Origin of the sequence: Anatilimnocola aquadivae, from assembly GCF_049819085.1 — a bacterium.
GTDB lineage: Bacteria > Planctomycetota > Planctomycetia > Pirellulales > Pirellulaceae > Anatilimnocola.
This window is the reverse complement of the sequence record NZ_CP187419.1, coordinates 4,640,365-4,657,815: the sequence shown is the minus strand read 5'-3', so window position 1 is coordinate 4,657,815 and position 17,451 is coordinate 4,640,365. Positions and strand designations below refer to the sequence as shown.

Below are 17,451 nucleotides of genomic sequence, written 5' to 3'. Positions count from 1 at the left end.
CGAGAGCAAATATTACCGCCCGGGCAGTTCGTGGGCGATGTCGCTGGCGCTTGTAAACATTCGGACGAGGCCGGGGCGCAGGCCGCGGAAGGCGGCCGCATAGCGGGCCGGGTTGTTCCGCGGAATCGCCAGCGAGCGGATGAAAATCTGCTGCACCTGATTCGGAAAGTGCCGGGCAGCAGCGCCATAAATCTCGGGGTCCGCTTCGACGTTATCGCCCACCAGCACGAACCGCCGCTTGGGAAACAACTTGAGCAGCGAATGAATGGCCATCGCTTTGCCGGACTTGCGAAGCAGCAGTTTGCGGAGCAAATGGTCGCGCAGGCGGAAGGCTCGCAGGTGGAACGATCCGGTCGGAAAGCCCGAGGCACCAAACAGCGCCTGCAAGTGTTGATAGAGTTGCCAGGGGCAAGACGAAACGTAATGAAATGCCGCGCCCTGCGATTCCCAGGCTTGAAACAACTGGGCCATGCCGACGATGGGCTCGAACTCTTTCAAAAACGTATTGGTGAGCAACGTCCGCCGACAGATCACGTTCGAATGTTTGATCGTGTCGTCAATATCGGAGATGATCGAAACCCCTTCGGGCTCGAGCAAATGAGCGTGCCCGGTCAGGCCGAGTGTATCGCCTTGGGCATCGCACACGTCCAGCGAGACTTGCCGCTGCGTGGGGGACAGCGAAACCGTGAACGGAGCCAATTCATGTTCTGCGATTCGGAGGGTGCCGAGAAAATGGCCATTCGGTCGCGTTCGCTTGGGCAGGGCATAGATATGCTCCCCGACCTTCACTGCGATCCGCTTGCCGGCTTCGTCTTTGGCTAGGAATCGTTGGATTCGAAAGCGAAATAGGTCCGATTGAAAGGCATCTTTCGGGGCCTTCATCACCCGCTGCAGCATGGTGAGTAGGAACCGCTTGCCGAGGCCGACCGGGCCTTGTGAGAAGACATCGCCGTGTACTTGGACATGCCAACCCCGACCGTCGGCGCTGCGATAGCCGATCGTAGGAAACAGAACGACTTGCTCGTCGGCCTGTAGGTTCGTCAGCGAATCGGTTCGCCGGGTTAACACGCTGGAAAGCACCACTGCATATCCGTCCTCGAGACACCTTCCCTAGATTGCCTTGACTAGAACTTGGGGGTGACACAATGTCAAGATTAGTAGTCTGACATCATTTCACTTCGCATCGCTGGAACAATCCGAGCTTTGCCAAATCTTCATCGGGAGAGGTTGTCTGCGGATTGGAATCTCGCAGCGGATTGGGTCTACGCCGCGCGGCGAATCCCCAGCAGCGGTTGCAACGGGGCGGGGAGCCGTAGCGAGTGAATCGCTGGGTCTTGCTGCAGGGCTGCGGCCAGTTGATCGAGTTGCTCGACGGCCGATAGCGCCAGATCGAGAAAGATGTGCCGGCGACCGCCGAATTCGCACAAGCCGCCCCCAGCACCACCGAGCCATTCCTGACGCACGGAGTAGCCCAATTCTTCGGCGACCCGAATCATTCGTTCTCGCATTTCGACGGTATGCATACGCTGCCTCCTTGCAGCCAAATTGCTGGCAATCTGCTTCGTGGCCGATTGTACCGGGGACTCTTCATGCCGACCAGTTCGATTCGACGATAACAGATTCGTGACTATGTATCTCCCAGCACTGTAGTTAGGTCGTTACTGGGCTAAATGGGTGTGTTGGGGCGGACGAGGCGAGTTGGGTTGGTCAGTCGAAACGAGCAAGCGATGGCAAACAGGGAGAATGGCGGCAACATGGCTGGATCGCTAGCGGACCGTGCGGCACAGGACCGAATTGTCGAACTCGAGCGGCAACTAGCCAACCTCGAAGAGCAACTGCTGCAAGCACAAAAGCTGACATCGCTTGGCGAACTCATGGGCACCACGACCCACGAGTTCAACAACATTTTGATGACGGTGCTTAACTACGCGAAGATGGGCATGCGTCACAAGGATGAGCCCACGCGCGACAAGGCTCTCGAAAAAATCTTCAACGCTGCGCAGCGTGCCGCGAAGATCACGGGCAGCGTGCTCGGTGTTGCCCGCAATCGCTCGACTTCCTTCGCGCCGACCGACTTGGCCAAACTGATCGACGAGACGCTCATCCTGCTCGATCGCGACCTGAACAAATACCGGATCGCTGTCGAGCTGCAACTTGGCAACGCCCCCCCAGCGTGGGCCGTCGGCAATCAGATTCAACAGATCCTGCTCAATCTCATTATCAATGCTCGTCAGGCAATGTCGGGCGGCGGGCAATTGATCCTGCGCGTGGAACACGACCTAACGCACAACACCGTCGACCTGACCGTGCGCGATACCGGCGCCGGCATCCCAACCGACAAGCTCCGGCAGATCTTCGATCCCTTCTTTACCACCAAGTCTGGCCCTGACGAATCGGGCCAAGGTGGCACGGGACTCGGCCTCTCGGCTTGCAAGCGCATCGTCGAAGCGCACCGCGGCCGCATCCGCGTCGAGAGCACCGTCGGCAAAGGAACGGCCATTACCATCAAGCTGCCCGTCGCGCCCGCCGTTGCTCCCGCGGCCACTGAGCCTGCTCCGGCCATCGCGCCCGTGACGTCACCACTTAGTTCGGCACCCGTCGCTCGCTAGTTGCATCTCGCTGCAGCGGGCGAGTCTCGCACTGATAGCATCTCACGTTGTCAAGGCCGCCTTTTCTCGTTGCTGGCCGTCGCTACATTGAAGCCCGCAGTTGACGCATTGGCTGTCCCGAACGGGACACCAACTGCCAACTCGCGGGGGCAAGGTGGCCCTCTTTGTACCTCGCAGGGATGCTTGGTAATTCCGCACGGGACGTTCCACTTGGAAAATGGTCCCGCCGTCTGATGTCGGCATGCGGAATGGTGACCAGTCGATATCTGCCTGCCAGTATCACCAACCTACCCTAGCGGCCCTACGCGGGTCGTGCACTCACTTCACTCGACGTTGCACCGCGCTGCGGTCGCATCGAGATGAACCACGGCATTGTTGCAGCAGGCGATGCCGCGCAGGAACTCAACCCAACTCGCGTCATCGCGTGCTGGCGACGGCCTGCCCACATTCCACCTACAGAAGGAGCGACGTCATGTAACCCCGATCAAGGTTGGTTTTTTGATTTGTTCTTTAGATGGAGTCGATTGAATGAAACGGATTGCTTTTTTGTTGTGCGCGTTGTTGCTGTTGGTTGCCAATACCGCTGAGGCCCGTCGGTCTCGCTCGAACGGCAATATGAACTACGCACAGCCTACTTACGTCGCCCCTGTAACCACGTCTGTTGCGAAACCAGTGCCGGCCGCAACTGTGGCCAAGCCTGCTCCTGCCGCTTCCACCACTCAGGCCGTGCGCGCCACCCCTGTCTCGGCTAGCACGACCACCACGCGAGCTGCCTCTACTTCGCTCAGCACGTCGACGGCTCAGGGTGTCGCCAATATCATGGCCTCCTGCGGTCGCGTCGGACATTGGGGCGGAAACCCAGGCTACGAAGGCTGCGGAATGGCAGGATCGCCACAGGCCGCCTACAACTCCTGCTGCTACGCTAATAGCGGCATGGCCACGGTGGACGTAGGCTACGCCCAAGGTGCGAACGGCATGTGGTACTGCTGCCGCCGCTACCGCTAACCTGCCCGATCGTTGATCGCGGCTGATGTGGCTGTACCCGGTTTCGACCAGGAACTTTTCACCACATCGCCAGAATCACCATTGCTCTGAGGGGCCTCGCAGGGAACGCGAGGCCGCCGAGCTTTGTATTCTCGGTGTTGCTTCTTCCAAAAGAGCAGCACAACTTACTTGAGCAACTGGCCCGCCGCGCGGATGGTCGCAGCATAAGTTGGTTCGCCCTTAAATAACACGTTGGGCAGCAGATCTCCGAAGGCGTTTCCTTCCAGGACATACGCACGGCGAAAACCCGGCGCGACCAGCAGATCCCAACCCACAGTGAGCATCTGGGGAAATGCTTGAGCGGCCCGTTCGCAGGTTTCCGGCACAATCTTCCAGTGACGGCCCATCGCCCGCTTCAGGCTCGACCAATCGCCGCGGCGATTCCCCAGATGCAGATTGGTAATGGGCGAACGACTGGTGCGAACAACGGTGTGGCCAGCCTTGCCGCCGATGGTAACGACTCGCAAGTCAAAGCTGCGACCGGCCTGCTGGGCTTTGGGAAGCCACTCTTCGACATGAGCCCCTTCGCGGCAGAGGAAGTCGCAAATGACTCGCAGATCTTGGTCGCGAGTGTAGCGAGACAATTTCAGGTTGTTGTAGAAGCGGGCCTCACCTCGGCGACGCGCGAGTTCCAACGATGTGATTGCCAAAGGCCTGGCATTCACTGTGGACAGGGCAACAACTCCGGACGACGCCGACCCACTCGCGAGTTTAACAAAGACTCGCTTCATTCCCTGAGCCTGCATTGCCTCGCGCAGTTCATCGTAACTGCGAACGGGAGGCAAAACTCGAGGCACAGAAACACCAGCGGACTGCAGCAGTCGATGGCAAGCCCGTTTGTCGAAGAGCGTTTGAATGGCCGTCGGGTGACTTTGGACCCGAACCCCGGGCTGATGATTCAAAGCCGCAGCAATTTCCTTTAGCAACGAAGAAAAGCCATCGAACCAAAGTCGTGGGTAGCGAACGCGGCCGGGGTCATCGCGGATGCGCAAGACCTTGACGGTAGGATCGGATGTTGAACCTACTTGGCTTTGACCACGTTGGATAAGCAGTTTCTCGACGAGCGAATGTTCACCCGGCGACTCAATCCGCACGATACTGCGATGCTGCGATGCTTGGGCTAGAACGACTGGCAGCAGCGAGCGGTTTTGCAGCAGTTCTCGGTAGGCAAGCACTTCGGCCGGCAGTTGGCCTAACGCGTGGAGCGCTTGTTGAAAGAGCCCCACGCGCCGATTCTCGGGATTGCCGATGATGAGCCAGCGAGGCGGCTGTTTATTCACTGATGGAGATGAACCGGCCTGACCATTCATCATCTTCGTCGACCGTTTTGGCATCGGCCAGGTCCACCGGAAAAGGCAGTTGTTTGAGTAGCTTCTGAACCGGCTTGCTGATGTAGTGATGATGCAGATCGAGTCGTTTTAGCTTTTTGTTGTCCTTCAGCTGCAGCAAGGCATTGGCTCCTTCGTCGCTGAGATTTCCCAGCGATAGATCGAGCGTCTCCAGTTGATCCATAATCGGCGACTTCACAATCACCGCCGCGATGTCATCGGCAATTTGTGAGTTGCGAAAGCCAAGATAGGTCAATTTCGGAAATAGCTTGCCTTTGAGGATCGGCTGCAGGTCGTTGACGCGGCAATCGCCGCCGTAATCTGGAGTGCCAAGCCAGAGTTCGAGATACTCCAGTTCCGGGAACTTGCCGCGGCAGATCTGCGCAACCACTTCTGGCGAGAGCCCACCCGATTCAATCGCCAGAGCCCGCAACTTGGCATGCTGCGGTTTGCTGATGGCCAGGTCGGTGGCGCCGCGAATGCGCAGCACTTCCAACTCGGGAAAGGCGGCGAGCACTGGCGAAACATCCGACTGGTGAATCCAGGAAATCTCCTGCTCTTCTTGCAAAATGTCGCCCAGGAACAAAGCCCGCAGTTGTGGCAAACGGTCTGCGTTCTTGGTGAGAATCGTATAGGCGTTGGCACCCGATTCGCCGTACATTTCCTCCAGGCCGGTTACCAGGCCGATGGTTCCTAGCGCGGCTTCACTATCCAGAAAGGCTTGGAACCGCTTCGTAAAATCTTCAAGTGTCTCCTCATCTTCTTCGCAGTGACACCGAATGCGAAACACGCCTTTGCCCTTGGGCGGCTTGCCTTCCTTATAGTCGGTCACTCGCTCGCCAATGAAGTTGGTGAGGTGTTGAAAATTGCTATCGCGCGTGGTGCTGAATAGCAGCGATGAAATTGGCGCGGGTGCAGAGGCAACTTCTTCTTTGGTCGCAGCAGCAGCCTTGACTGGTTTCGCTGCCGCCATGCCGCCACCGGACTTCTCGACATATCCCTTGCCGGTCTTTTCGGCAACGAGCTTGTCGTAAGCCTTCATCGCGGCATCCGGCGAACCGTAGTTCTTTTTCGTTTCCTGCCCGGCGGACCCAATTCGGCCGTAGCGGGTGACGAGGTCGCCTCCCTGTTGTTCGATTTTCCAAAACTTGAACGACTTGCCGTCGGCGTATTCAAATTCTCGAAAGCTCATGCGGGCACACTCCAGTGCTCAAGTTTCTTTGATAGGTCGATACAACTTGGGATCATCAAAACCTGCCATCCAAGCCGCAGCCTGGTGACAGGAAGCCATGGCGGGTGGAACACGTAATAAATAGTGACGAGCCGTGGAAGGACAGGAGCACGACAAGACCACAATGTCTTCGTCCCCCTTCATGGGCACCCGCAGCAATTCTCGCGCGCCGCCAGGATCTCGATCGGCATCAAGCTTTTTCGCCCCGGCATCACGAATGAACCGGTCGAAGCCCATCCGCTCAATCATCACGCGCCGCCGCTCGGCATTCCGCTCTTTAAGAACGATCTTCGACGTGAGCTGCTCCGGATGAAAGGCCGTGATCTCGTCGATCAACACGCCCCGCCAGCGAATGCCCACGCCCTTCATACGGGCGGGCAGTTCCGTCAACCCGCTGCCTGCAACTTCAATCCAGGACGAGACATTCAGCCGCGCCGGAAGCTCGCTCACCTCGGGGCAGTTGCCGATATCCAGCGTCCCCAGATCGGTCAGGTAGTCGGGCAAGGCGGTGATGGACGTGCAACCGTTGATATTGAGATTGCCGCGGGCGATCGTCGCTCGGCGAGGAAAGCCGGTCAACTGCCGGCAACCCGAGATATTCAAGAACCAAACATCGAGTCCTTCCGGCAGTTCCTTGAGCGATGTGCAGCCCGCGACGTTGAGCGTGCCAACCTTCAAACCGGCCGGTAAAGACTTGAGTTTGCGGCAGCCTTCCAGATTCAATGCGCACTCCACGCTCAAGTCTGCGGGGACAGATTCAAGATCGGAGCGCGACGCATCGAGCTCGTAACAGCTCAGCTTGGCTGGCAACTTGCGCAGCTTCTTGCCGCTGCCAGCCAGATTCAATTTTCCGTCAATCGCCCAGCCAGACTTGCCCTCACCGGACAAGATCAGCTTGGCTGCTTCAGCCGGTGACTTGCTACTCGTTGTCGCCACGCCTTAGTCCCTCACGTCGTTGGTCACGCCACCCTTTTAGTCACGGACGATGACGATTCGTTCCGGTGTATATTCCCGCTGCCGCCAGACGCGATACAATCCTCGCGGGATCTCGATCGGTGCATGCTCCTGATGAACAACCGTTACGAAGTCGGTCTGGACTTCGAGAAAGAGTTCAGTCGCCGCTTGCCACAAAGTAGCATCCTTCTCACGAATCTGATGGCTGTGGCCCGTGAGTTCACCATGGGCCAACGTGCGATGCTTCAATCGCTTTTTGGTTGCCGGAATCTTGCCCACTTTTTGGATGAGAACATCACCGTGTCGAAAGAGCATTGCCTAAACTCCTGCAGACCAGACCTCTGGTGATAGGGCATTGGAGCCGGGATTATATCGTTCCCATTTTGGGAATTACAACGTGGTTCACGAATTCTTTTTGCGAGCTTGCACGATGGTTATCGAATGGCACAATGGCGAGCACCGAGCACAGCGATGATCAATGCCCGCGAACTTATCGGATCTCATGATGTTGTTCTTATTACCCTGGATACCTTGCGTTATGACGTAGCCGAACAAGCGGCACTGGCCGGCAAGACTCCCTTTCTCAAACAGCTGATTCCTGGTGGAACCTGGGAAAAGCGCCATTCGCCGGGAAGTTTCACCTACGCAGCTCATCAAGCATTTTTCGCTGGTTTTTTGCCCACCCCCGCGAAGCCCGGCAGGCATCCGCGATTGTTCGCGGCTCGTTTTCCCGGCAGCGAAACGACGAGTGACGAGACCTTTGTGTTTGAGGCACCGAATGTAGTTGCCGGTTTGACAGGCCATGGCTATCACACGATTTGTATTGGCGGGGTCGGCTTCTTCAATCGGTTGAGTCCACTCGGCAGCGTGCTGCCGAGTTTGTTTCATGAGAGTCATTGGAGCGAAGAGCTAGGAGTCACCAGCCCCGTTTCGACAGAGCGGCAAGTGGCTCTCGCCTGCCAACGCTTGCGAGCCATCAGCCCCGCGCAGCGCATCTTTTTGTTCATCAATATTTCGGCCCTCCATCAGCCCAATTGCATTTTTGCTCCACCGGCCCAAGTTGACTCGCCCGCTACCCAAGCAGCAGCGCTCGCTTATGTCGATCAACATTTACCACCGCTGTTCGAAGCACTGGCGCAGCGTGCTCCCGCTTTGTGTATTCTGACAAGCGATCATGGAACCGCTTATGGCGAGTCCGGCTACTCGGGCCATCGCCTGGCGCACGAATCTGTGTGGACCGTCCCCTACGCTGAATTTGTTTGGCCCTCCGCAATCCGCCCTGAAGACAATCGCTCATGAGCATTGCCTCGGTCCCCAATTTGACTGAAGTCTTAACCGGCTCGCCCTATGTCGGCTATTCGTACGCCTATCCCCATAAGACCGCTTATCGCCAGTTCGCCGAACCAATCCCGCTCAGTCGCGTCTGGCAAGGCGAGCCGCTCGATTCGCTGTTTCTGTATGTTCACATTCCCTTCTGCGAGTACCGCTGCGGTTTCTGCAATTTGTTCACCCTGTCACAGCCTGAAGATTCGCTGACCACGCGCTACTTGCACGCGCTCGAACGCGAGGCCGCGGCGCACCACAGTTCACTCGTATCTCCTCGATTCACCCGCCTGGCCATCGGCGGTGGCACTCCCACTTTTCTGACCATCGACGAACTTGACCGCTTATTCACCCTGATCGAACGCTTAGCGGGAACCGCTCGGCTCGCTGTCCCGCTCAGCTGCGAAGGTTCCCCAGCCACGCTTACCGCCGAAAAACTGTCGCTCTTGCGTGAACGGGGAACCACCCGCTTCAGTTTGGGAATTCAAAGCTTTGAAGAGCGGGACCTGCAAACCCTCGGGCGTCCTCAGGCGCGCGAAGAAGTCGAACAGGCCCTCACGCTGCTCGCAGCATACCGCTTTCCGATCACCAATCTCGATTTGATCTACGGCTCCAGCTCGCAGACGGCTGCCTCCTGGTCAGCCACGCTCGACCGAGCGATTGCCTTCGCCCCGGAAGAGATCTATCTGTATCCGCTCTATATACGGCCCCTTACCGGCCTTTCCCGCCTGGGCCAATGGGACGACTGGCGACTCCAACTCTATCGCGCTGGACGGGATCAACTTCTCGAAGCTGGCTACACCCAAGTCTCCATGCGCATGTTCTCACGCGATACCTCCGCGGCTGCGACCGGCCCCACCTATTGCTGCCAGAACGACGGCATGGTCGGTCTAGGCTGCGGCGCTCGGTCCTACACTCGCGGACTGCACTACTCGCGAGAATACGCCGTCAAGTCTGCCAACGTGGCGGGCATCCTGGCCAACTACATCGGCAAGTCGAGCACCGACTTTTCGCAGGTCGAGTACGGTATTGAGCTCAGCTCGCACGAGCAGCGCCGCCGCGTGCTCATCATGTCGCTGTTGCAAGCCGAAGGGTTGAATTGCTCGAGTTACACCGAGCGATTTGGCTCCGACGTGCTCGAAGACTTTCCTCAACTCGACGAACTGATCGCCCACGGCCTGGCAGTGTCCGCCGGCCAGCGTTTGCAACTCACGGCGGCCGGACTAGAACGCTCCGACGCCATCGGCCCATGGCTCTACTCGCCATCGATCGTGCAACGCATGGAGGACTACGCATGGCGTTGAACCTGCGAATTCTTTATCGCGGCCCCCTTTCGAGTTGCAACTACGAGTGCGACTACTGCCCGTTTGCCAAGCGGCACGAAACAGCAGCCCAATTGAAACACGACCAGCAGTGCCTGACACGCTTCGTCGCTTGGGTGGAACAGCAAACCGACTGCCAGCTCTCCATCTTGTTCACGCCCTGGGGCGAGGGCCTCACGCGTCGTTGGTATCAACAGGCTCTCGTCCGCCTCAGCCAGCTTGCTCACGTATCTCGCGTCGTGATCCAGACCAACCTTTCGTGTTCGCTGGACTGGCTCGACCAGGCAAACCCGCAGCGCGTGGCGCTCTGGTGTACCTATCATCCCACGCAAATCTCGCGTACCGACTTTCTCCTGCAATGCCACGAACTGACCTCGCGCGGCATCTCCTTTAGCGCTGGTGTCGTGGGATTGCACACTGCGTTCGACGAAATCGAAGCCTTGCGGGCCGAGCTTCCCGCCGACACCTACCTGTGGATCAACGCGTTCAAGAACCTGCCCAATTACTACACCGACGACCAAGTCGCCCGGCTGGAGCGAGTCGACCCTTTATTTCGTCTCAATCTGACCAACCATCCATCGCTGGGTGCCGACTGTGTAGCTGGCGAAACGGTCGTCTCCATCGATGGCGATGGCAATCTCCGCCGCTGCCATTTCGTCAGTACGATCATCGGCAATATCTACAACGCTGACTGGCAATCGGCACTCACCAGGCGGGCCTGTCCCAACCGCATTTGCGATTGCTATATCGGCTACGCGAACCTCCCGCGACTGGAACACGACAAACTGTTTGGCGATCAAATCCTCGAGCGAATCCCCGCGATTCCCTTGGCAACAAGCGCTTCCGCTCGTGACGAGATTCGCTTGACCGTCAGCGATCTTCTCAGCACTCAAGATTGGTGACGCGCCGTGGCCAAACGAAAATCGCTCAAGTCCCTGAAGCTGCTGTTCATCGGCAACAGCTTTACGCAGCGAAACAACCTGCCCGAGTTGCTGGCCCAACTGGCCAGTGCCCGCAACCTGCGCATCGAACACAGCCTGATTAGCGCGGGCGGAGCTTCCTTGCGGACGCACTGGAATGCCGGCACTGCGGCCAAGACGATTGAGGCCGGTGGATTCGACTACGTCATTCTGCAGGAGCAAAGCACCTTGCCGGTGAAGAACGCCACGCGAATGGCCGAGAACATTCGGCTCTTCGCCGAAGTCATCCAACGTGCCGGCGCCCAGACCGTGCTCTACATGACCTGGGCCCGCCAACATTCGCCCGAGACGCAGCAGGCCATCACAGCTGCCTACGAAAGCATCGGCGAGGAACTTGCCGCGCGAGTGATTCCCGTCGGTCGTGTCTGGCAACGCTTTTTGGCCGAGCATTCCACACCTCTGCTCTACGATCGCGACCAATCTCATCCCACGCTCGCCGGTTCCTATCTGGCTGCCTGCGTGTTCCTGACGACTCTCTTCGTCGAAGATCCCTGCGGAATCGAAATCGGGCTCGACGGTCTCTCCCAGCCAGACCTGGCTACACTGCAGGCTGCCGCTCAGCGATACTCAGCCCTGTAGCAAGACAGCGTTAACCATTGATCATTGCCGTTCATCCTCTTCCTGCGAGTAACATTTTCGATGCGAATTCGATCTAGCCTCTTGTTTGGTGGTTGTCTGTGTCTGCTCGTCGGTAGCCTCTCGTTGAGCAATGCCTTTGCTCAGGACAAAGCCGACAAGCCAGCGGCCCTCGGAAACGGCAACGTCGTTGTTGGTGACTCCGATTACAAACTCGACCCCGATCTCGCCGACAAAGGGAACCCCAAGGGCAAGTCCTTCGAATTCACCTTGCGCCTGGCGGACAGCAAGATCTTTCCCGGCACCGATGCCACCCTCGATCCCAAGAAGGCCGTTCGCAAGGAGCGGAAGATTTTTGTCTATGTCCCCGCTGCCTACCAAGACGGAACCAAGGCGCCGATCTTGGTAACGATGGACGGTCCGAGCAATCTCAATCTCGTCCGCAACGCCTTGGACAATCTCACAATCTCGAAAGACCCAAATCGCAAGCTCCCGCCCTTCATCGTCATTAGCGTTGAAAACGGCGGCAACGATGGCAAGGGGAGCGAACGCGGCCTCGAATACGACACCATGTCCGATCGCTATGCCCGCTTCATCAACGACGAAGTGCTGCCTGCCGTTCTCGCCAACAAAGACGTTAAAGCGGCCTATCCAAAAATCGCCTTCACCGACGACCCGTGGGGCAAAGCCGCCATGGGCTGCAGTTCCGGCGGCGCCGCCGCTTTGACCATGGGCTGGTTCCGCCCCGATCTGTTTCGTCGCCTGATTACCTACTCGGGAACCTTTGTCGACCAGCAAGATGACGATGCTCCCGAAGAGGCCGAGTATCCTCTCGGCGCTTGGGAGTACCACTCCGGCAAAAAGCTGATCGAAACAGCCGACAAGAAACCGCTTCGCATCTTTACGCACGTCTCCGAAAACGATAACCGCGCCAAGGATCCCGAAGAAACCTATCACAACTGGGTCATGGCCAACGAACGCACCGCCGCCGCACTCAAAGCCAAGGGCTACGACTATCGCTACGTCTTCAGCCGCGCCACTCGGCACTGCGACGCCAAAGTCTTTCAACACACCCTCGCCGATACCCTCGTCTGGATGTGGCAAGGCTACGAAGCCAAGTGACGCAGTCAGAGAATCGAAAGGTGAGCCGCGGCGAAGTGATTGGCAGTCTGGCATTCCTGCCAAACCGCAAAAGAGGGATGTTCAACAAGCGAGGCCATTGTTGAACATCAGTTAGCGTAATTCTCGGGTTTTACCGGGGATAGCTGTTCAACAATGGACATGATTGTTGAACAAGTTGGTTGACACTGATGAGGCTGTGGCGACTAGTCCCAGCTCAGCGTCGATGCACTCTGATACTCCGTGACGCGGGTCTCGAAGAAGTTCTTTTCCTTCGAGAGGTCGATCGTTTCGCTCATCCACGGGAACGGGTTTGAGCTGCCGTACTGTGTGGCCAGTCCGATGCGTTCGAGCCGACGATCGGCGATGAACTGCACGTAGTCGCGGAACAGGTCGGCATTGAGGCCGAGGATCCCACGCGGCAGCACATCGCGGGCATAGGCAATTTCGAGTTCCACAGCCTGACGAACGCGGGCGATCATTGCAGCTTGGAATTCGGGAGTCCACAGGTGCGGATTCTCGTTCCGGATGCCGTTGATCAGGTCAATACCGAAATTGAGATGGATCGTCTCGTCGCGCAGGATGTACTGAAACTGCTCACCGATGCCGGTCATCAGATTGCGGCGATGGAACGACAGGACCATCACGAAGCCCGTGTAGAAGAAGATCCCTTCCATGATCAGGTAGTAGCCGATCAGGTTCTTTAAAAAGGCCTGCGCTCCTTCGAAGGTATCGGTGGTGAAGTGCGGGTCGAGAATCTCGGCCGTGAGTTCCATTTCCATATCGTCTTTGTTGGCGATGGCAGGAACCTCGTGGTACATGTTGAAGACTTCGCCTTCATTCAGTCCAAGGCTTTCAACGACATACAAGAAGGTGTGCGTATGCACGGCTTCTTCAAAGGCTTGGCGCAGCAGGTACTGCCGACATTCGGCGTTGGTGACATGGCGAAAGATGGCCAGGACCAGGTTGTTGCCGACGAGGCTTTCGGCCGTGGCAAAAAAGCCAAGATTGCGGAGGATCACGCGGCGTTCATCTTCGGTCAGCTTGCTGCTGCGCCAGGTCTCGATGTCTTTATTCATCGCGACTTCGGTGGGCATCCAGTGGTTGGCGCACGCATTGACGTAGTGCTCCCAGGCCCAGTTGTATTTGAGCGGCATTAGCTGATTCACATCGACTTGGTGACAGCTGATGAGTCGCTTTTCGCGAGCATCGGGCCGCTTGTTAGCGGCATTGGCCATTGACGACAGAGAATCCATTTTCAGTGGGGAAACGGTAGACATATCGGCTTTCTGAGTGTGTTAATTTGTCTGAAACGCCCCCGGGCCAGCCCTGGGGGTTGATTGGCTTTTGCAATAGAAGATCGATCAGTAGTGCAAAAGCCGTTGAACCCCCGCCGCAGGGGCGGGGGCGGAAAATACAAAGCGGGAAAAGGCAGTTGGGAAGTTACTGGCACGCTTCGCAGGTTGGGTCGGTGATGAGGCACTGCTTAGGGCCGGTGTCGGCAGTGAGTTCTCCTTCGCGGCGAACTTCGACGTCGCTTGAGGCACTGCGGTTCTTCATCCATTTGGGCTGGATGCCAAAGCGGTTGACGTCGACCGTCGACTTCTCCACCTGAGTCGCGGCGAGCGTGCGCAGGTAGTAAGTCGTCTTGAGTCCCTTCGACCAGGCGAGCAAGTACATGTCGTGCAACTTGCGGCCACTTGGTTCGGCCAGGTACAGGTTCAGCGACTGACCTTGATCGATCCACTTCTGGCGACGTGCCGCGCATTCGATGAGCCACTTGGGATCGATCTCGAACGAGGTGAGAAAGCGGACTCGCAAATCCAGCGGGATGCGACCGATGTTCTGCAGCGAGCCATCGTAGTACTTGATCTCTTCCAGCATCTGGGCGTCCCACAGACCGCGGCGTTTCAATTCCGCCACCAGCACTTCGTTCACCTGCGTGAATTCGCCCGAAAGATTGCTCTTTACGTAGAGCAGTTTGTATTCGGGCTCGATCGATTGCGTGACGCCGATGATCGTCGAGATCGTTGCCGTCGGAGCAATGGCTAGGACGTTGCTGTTGCGCATGCCGTGCTTGGCAATCGCCTCGCGAACGGGTTGCCAATCGAGCGAGCAGGCTCGGTTGACCAGGACTGCGTCGCCCCGTTCTCGCTCAAGCACATCGACTGTGTCGATTGGCAGCAAGCCGCGATCCCACTTCGAGCCAACGTAGGTCGGGTATTGACCTCGTTCGGCAGCCAGCTGAGCCGAAGCTGACAGGGCATAGTACGAAATGGCTTCCATGCTTTCGTCCGCGAACGCGACGGCCGCTTCGCTGGCGTAGCTGATGCCGAGGGCATGCAGGGCGTCTTGAAAACCCATGATCCCCAGGCCAATCGGCCGATGACGCAGGTTCGAGGTGCGAGCCTCGGGCGTGGGATAGTAATTGATGTCAATGACGTTATCGAGCATCCGCACCGCGCGGGTGATCGTCGCTTGCAACTTCACCAGGTCGAGCTTGCCGTCGGTAATATGGTTGCCAAGGTTCACCGAGCCCAGATTGCAAACGGCGGTTTCCGTTTCGGACGTGTTGAGCAGAATCTCGGTGCAAAGATTGCTGCTATGTACGACGCCGACGTGATCCTGTGGCGAACGAACATTCGACGGATCCTTAAAGGTGATCCAGGGATGCCCGGTCTCGAACAATCGCGTCAGCATCTTGCGCCACAGATCAGCGGCGGGAATGCGACGGAAGAGTTGCACTTCGCCGGCATCAGCCATCCGCTCGTACTGCTCGTAGCGTTCTTCGAACGCACGGCCGAACAGGTCGTGCAGGTCACTGACCTCGTCGGGGCTGAAGAGGGTCCATTCGGCGTTCTGCTTGACCCGCTTGAGGAACAAGTCGGGAATCCAGTTGGCCGTGTGCATGTCGTGCGTACGGCGGCGATCGTCTCCCGTGTTCTTTCGTAGATCGAGAAACTCCTCGATATCGAGGTGCCACGTCTCGAGGTACGAGCAGACGGCACCCTTGCGCTTGCCACCTTGATTCACGGCGACGGCGGCGTCGTTGACGACCTTCAAAAAGGGAATCACACCCTGGCTGCGACCGTTCGTGCCCTTGATGTGCGAATTGGTCGCACGCACGTTAGTCCAGTCGTTCCCCAAACCGCCGGCCCACTTCGAGAGCATCGCGTTGTCGGAAACAGCCTTGAAGATATTAGCCAGATCGTCGCTTACGGTGCTCAAATAGCACGAGCTAAGCTGAGGATGCGGCGTACCACTGTTAAACAGAGTGGGAGTGGCCGAAGTAAAGTTGAAGCTCGACAGTACTTCGTAGAATTCGATCGCGCGGTCTTCGCGATGCTCTTCTTGCATCGCGAGGCCCATCGCGACACGCATCCAGAAGTATTGCGGCGTTTCGATGCGGCGGCCGTCGATGTGCAGCAGATAGCGATCGTAAATCGCTTGCACGCCCAGGTAGCGGAACTGGCCATCACGCTCGGGCTTCATGGCCGCGGCGAGCTTGGTGAGGTTGAACTCGCGTAGTTCCGTCGACAAGCGGCCGGCGCGAATGCCGTCGATGATGTAGTGCTCGAACTGGTTCTCGTGGACTCGCTGCAGGTTTTTTGCGTCGGGTGTTTCGCCGAACGCTTCCCGGTAGATGACGTTGAGCGTGAGTCGCGAGGCGACGATATCAAACGCGGGATCGCGTTCGATGCGCGAGCGTGAGGCGAGAATCTGTGCGCGGTAGATTTCGGCAACCGAGATACCGTCGAAGACCGAGCGAATGACTTCTTCGAGCAGTTCGTCGACGTTGACGACGTCTTCCAGTCCCCGGGCGGCTTCTGCCAGACGCTTGCGAGCGCGCCGCTGATCGAAGGGAACGCGCGAGCCATCGTCGAGCACCACGTGAATGGTCGTGGGAGCTTCGACGAGCGCTTCTTCCCCGCGCAAGGCACGAATCTTGGCATGTTCCGCGCGATAGATGATGTAGGTGCGGGCCACGCGATAGTGCCCGCGCGACATCAGCCCCATTTCGACCAGATCTTGGATTCGCTCGACATCGACGCCGTTCGCGTGACTGGCCAGAGGACCAACGTCGTCAGCCACCGATTGCGCGACTGCAGCGATCTCGTGCATCAAGTCGGTATCAAGGGGCTGGCCATCGGCCAGACGAAGTTCGGCGCGAAAGGCATTCGCGATCGCGTTTTGAATGCGGCCAAGATCAAACGGGGTAACCCGGGCATCACGTTTCCGTACCAGCCATTCGTGCGGGGCAAGCAACATCTCGCAAGACTCCTGTGCGTGCGTATCCCTGCGATACGCGTCGTGGGGCTCGCCGAGAACGTCTCGAGACGGAAGATCGAGGGGCGAGAGCTTCGAGCGCGCAAGCTCAGTCGGCAATCAAATGGCCGATGCGTGCGCGCAGGAACTCGCCAAATCTGGCAATGGGCCAGCTTTCCTCGACCGACCTTCCCCGAGAAGGTAACGGCGGATGAGCGTACACGGCCCGACAGTAACCGGCTGTCATGGGTAAAGCCGCTGCTCAGTCGCTGGCAGGTCTTCGGACTTGTGGACGAATGAACAAATTGCTTCGTTCAACCTACTGGCCATCGCTTCCCAAGGTCGTGCGCGAAGATGGAGGCAGTCCATGCTCCGGGTAAAGACCTCAGTGCTGTTGATGGCGGTCGTTTCCACTTACCGCTGCGGGGCAGTCCCGGTTTCTCACCGGCGTTCCCTCTTATCGAGGCTCTGAGCGTTCAGAGCCAACCAGCAACGAGGCCCATGATATCGTGCTATCGAAGTCCGTCAACCACAACGTATAGATTTTATGAAGTTGCCGGGAAGAGGGCCGCAGGGCTTGCCCAGTGTGAAGTTCTAGTCGTTAGAACCAAAGGAGTATGCCTGCTTTACCCGGCGATATAAGTTTCCCTAGCTCGATTTTGATCGTTAGAATCAGCTGCGCCAGACCTTTGACCTCAC

Annotated in this window: 15 protein-coding genes and 1 riboswitch; of the genes, 7 read left to right on the top strand and 8 right to left on the bottom strand. The window is 57.9% G+C overall.

Going from position 1 to position 17,451, the window contains the following annotated elements; all coding sequences use genetic code 11:
* Nucleotides 1-12: 12 nt before the first annotated feature.
* Together NA78x_RS18385 and NA78x_RS18380 are read right to left on the bottom strand one after the other, a co-directional pair.
* Nucleotides 13-1,080, bottom strand: coding sequence for a phosphatidate phosphatase App1 family protein (locus tag NA78x_RS18385; protein WP_425613831.1), 1,068 nt, complete (start codon nt 1,078-1,080; stop codon nt 13-15).
* Nucleotides 1,081-1,262: 182 nt separating this feature from the next.
* On the bottom strand, nt 1,263-1,523 hold the full coding sequence (locus tag NA78x_RS18380; RefSeq protein ID WP_425613830.1) for a hypothetical protein: 261 nt from the start codon (nt 1,521-1,523) through the stop codon (nt 1,263-1,265).
* Nucleotides 1,524-1,754: 231 nt separating this feature from the next.
* Here NA78x_RS18380 and NA78x_RS18375 point away from each other — a divergent pair, with 231 nt between their 5' ends.
* Nucleotides 1,755-2,609 (top strand): sensor histidine kinase, encoded by an 855-nt coding sequence (locus tag NA78x_RS18375; RefSeq protein ID WP_425613829.1) that lies wholly within the window; start codon nt 1,755-1,757, stop codon nt 2,607-2,609.
* Between the two features lie 528 nt (nt 2,610-3,137).
* Nucleotides 3,138-3,614 (top strand): hypothetical protein, encoded by a 477-nt coding sequence (locus NA78x_RS18370; RefSeq protein ID WP_425613828.1) that lies wholly within the window; start codon nt 3,138-3,140, stop codon nt 3,612-3,614.
* Between the two features lie 164 nt (nt 3,615-3,778).
* Here NA78x_RS18370 and NA78x_RS18365 read toward each other — a convergent pair whose 3' ends face one another.
* The 4 genes from NA78x_RS18365 to NA78x_RS18350 are packed head-to-tail and all read right to left on the bottom strand — an operon-like array spanning nt 3,779 to nt 7,481.
* Entirely contained in the window at nt 3,779-4,987 is a 1,209-nt protein-coding gene (locus tag NA78x_RS18365; protein WP_425613827.1) for an STM4014 family protein, read from the bottom strand.
* Nucleotides 4,926-6,173, bottom strand: a complete 1,248-nt coding sequence (locus NA78x_RS18360) for an STM4015 family protein (RefSeq protein ID WP_425613826.1) — start codon at nt 6,171-6,173, stop codon at nt 4,926-4,928. The genes NA78x_RS18365 and NA78x_RS18360 overlap by 62 nt, the downstream gene beginning before the upstream one ends.
* An 18-nt stretch (nt 6,174-6,191) precedes the next feature.
* Entirely contained in the window at nt 6,192-7,148 is a 957-nt protein-coding gene (locus NA78x_RS18355; protein ID WP_425613825.1) for a DUF6745 domain-containing protein, read from the bottom strand.
* Between the two features lie 36 nt (nt 7,149-7,184).
* Nucleotides 7,185-7,481 (bottom strand): hypothetical protein, encoded by a 297-nt coding sequence (locus NA78x_RS18350; protein WP_425613824.1) that lies wholly within the window; start codon nt 7,479-7,481, stop codon nt 7,185-7,187.
* Between the two features lie 126 nt (nt 7,482-7,607).
* Between NA78x_RS18350 and NA78x_RS18345 the strand changes: the two genes are divergently transcribed.
* From NA78x_RS18345 to NA78x_RS18325, 5 genes are read left to right on the top strand one after another with little or no spacing between them, the layout of a single operon-like run.
* Complete coding sequence (locus NA78x_RS18345; RefSeq protein ID WP_425613823.1) at nt 7,608-8,465, top strand: STM4013/SEN3800 family hydrolase; 858 nt, start codon at nt 7,608-7,610, stop codon at nt 8,463-8,465.
* The gene (locus NA78x_RS18340; protein ID WP_425613822.1) at nt 8,462-9,793 is read left to right on the top strand and encodes an STM4012 family radical SAM protein; all 1,332 of its coding nucleotides are present in this window, start codon (nt 8,462-8,464) and stop codon (nt 9,791-9,793) included. Before NA78x_RS18345 ends, NA78x_RS18340 begins: the two co-directional genes overlap by 4 nt.
* Nucleotides 9,784-10,713, top strand: a complete 930-nt coding sequence (locus NA78x_RS18335) for an STM4011 family radical SAM protein (RefSeq protein WP_425613821.1) — start codon at nt 9,784-9,786, stop codon at nt 10,711-10,713. The genes NA78x_RS18340 and NA78x_RS18335 overlap by 10 nt, the downstream gene beginning before the upstream one ends.
* Before the next feature lie 6 nt (nt 10,714-10,719).
* Complete coding sequence (locus NA78x_RS18330; RefSeq protein ID WP_425613820.1) at nt 10,720-11,370, top strand: hypothetical protein; 651 nt, start codon at nt 10,720-10,722, stop codon at nt 11,368-11,370.
* A 60-nt stretch (nt 11,371-11,430) separates the two neighbouring features.
* The gene (locus NA78x_RS18325; RefSeq protein WP_425613819.1) at nt 11,431-12,489 is read left to right on the top strand and encodes an alpha/beta hydrolase; all 1,059 of its coding nucleotides are present in this window, start codon (nt 11,431-11,433) and stop codon (nt 12,487-12,489) included.
* A 203-nt stretch (nt 12,490-12,692) separates the two neighbouring features.
* Here the strand turns inward: NA78x_RS18325 and NA78x_RS18320 are convergent, their stop codons facing one another.
* Complete coding sequence (locus NA78x_RS18320) at nt 12,693-13,766, bottom strand: ribonucleotide-diphosphate reductase subunit beta (RefSeq protein ID WP_425613818.1); 1,074 nt, start codon at nt 13,764-13,766, stop codon at nt 12,693-12,695.
* A gap of 163 nt (nt 13,767-13,929) precedes the next feature.
* Nucleotides 13,930-16,755, bottom strand: coding sequence for a ribonucleoside-diphosphate reductase subunit alpha (locus NA78x_RS18315; protein WP_425613817.1), 2,826 nt, complete (start codon nt 16,753-16,755; stop codon nt 13,930-13,932).
* A 251-nt stretch (nt 16,756-17,006) separates the two neighbouring features.
* Nucleotides 17,007-17,258, bottom strand: a riboswitch (cobalamin riboswitch).
* Nucleotides 17,259-17,451 lie beyond the last annotated feature (193 nt).

Coding starts and splice junctions, on each gene's coding strand:
- NA78x_RS18380 (WP_425613830.1), bottom strand. CDS start 1,523: ATGCATACCGTCGAAATGCGAGAACGAATGATTCGGGTCGCCGAAGAA.
- NA78x_RS18375 (WP_425613829.1), top strand. CDS start 1,755: ATGGCTGGATCGCTAGCGGACCGTGCGGCACAGGACCGAATTGTCGAA.
- NA78x_RS18370 (WP_425613828.1), top strand. CDS start 3,138: ATGAAACGGATTGCTTTTTTGTTGTGCGCGTTGTTGCTGTTGGTTGCC.
- NA78x_RS18365 (WP_425613827.1), bottom strand. CDS start 4,987: ATGCCAAAACGGTCGACGAAGATGATGAATGGTCAGGCCGGTTCATCT.
- NA78x_RS18360 (WP_425613826.1), bottom strand. CDS start 6,173: ATGAGCTTTCGAGAATTTGAATACGCCGACGGCAAGTCGTTCAAGTTT.
- NA78x_RS18350 (WP_425613824.1), bottom strand. CDS start 7,481: ATGCTCTTTCGACACGGTGATGTTCTCATCCAAAAAGTGGGCAAGATT.
- NA78x_RS18345 (WP_425613823.1), top strand. CDS start 7,608: ATGGCACAATGGCGAGCACCGAGCACAGCGATGATCAATGCCCGCGAA.
- NA78x_RS18340 (WP_425613822.1), top strand. CDS start 8,462: ATGAGCATTGCCTCGGTCCCCAATTTGACTGAAGTCTTAACCGGCTCG.
- NA78x_RS18335 (WP_425613821.1), top strand. CDS start 9,784: ATGGCGTTGAACCTGCGAATTCTTTATCGCGGCCCCCTTTCGAGTTGC.
- NA78x_RS18325 (WP_425613819.1), top strand. CDS start 11,431: ATGCGAATTCGATCTAGCCTCTTGTTTGGTGGTTGTCTGTGTCTGCTC.
- NA78x_RS18320 (WP_425613818.1), bottom strand. CDS start 13,766: ATGTCTACCGTTTCCCCACTGAAAATGGATTCTCTGTCGTCAATGGCC.
- NA78x_RS18315 (WP_425613817.1), bottom strand. CDS start 16,755: ATGTTGCTTGCCCCGCACGAATGGCTGGTACGGAAACGTGATGCCCGG.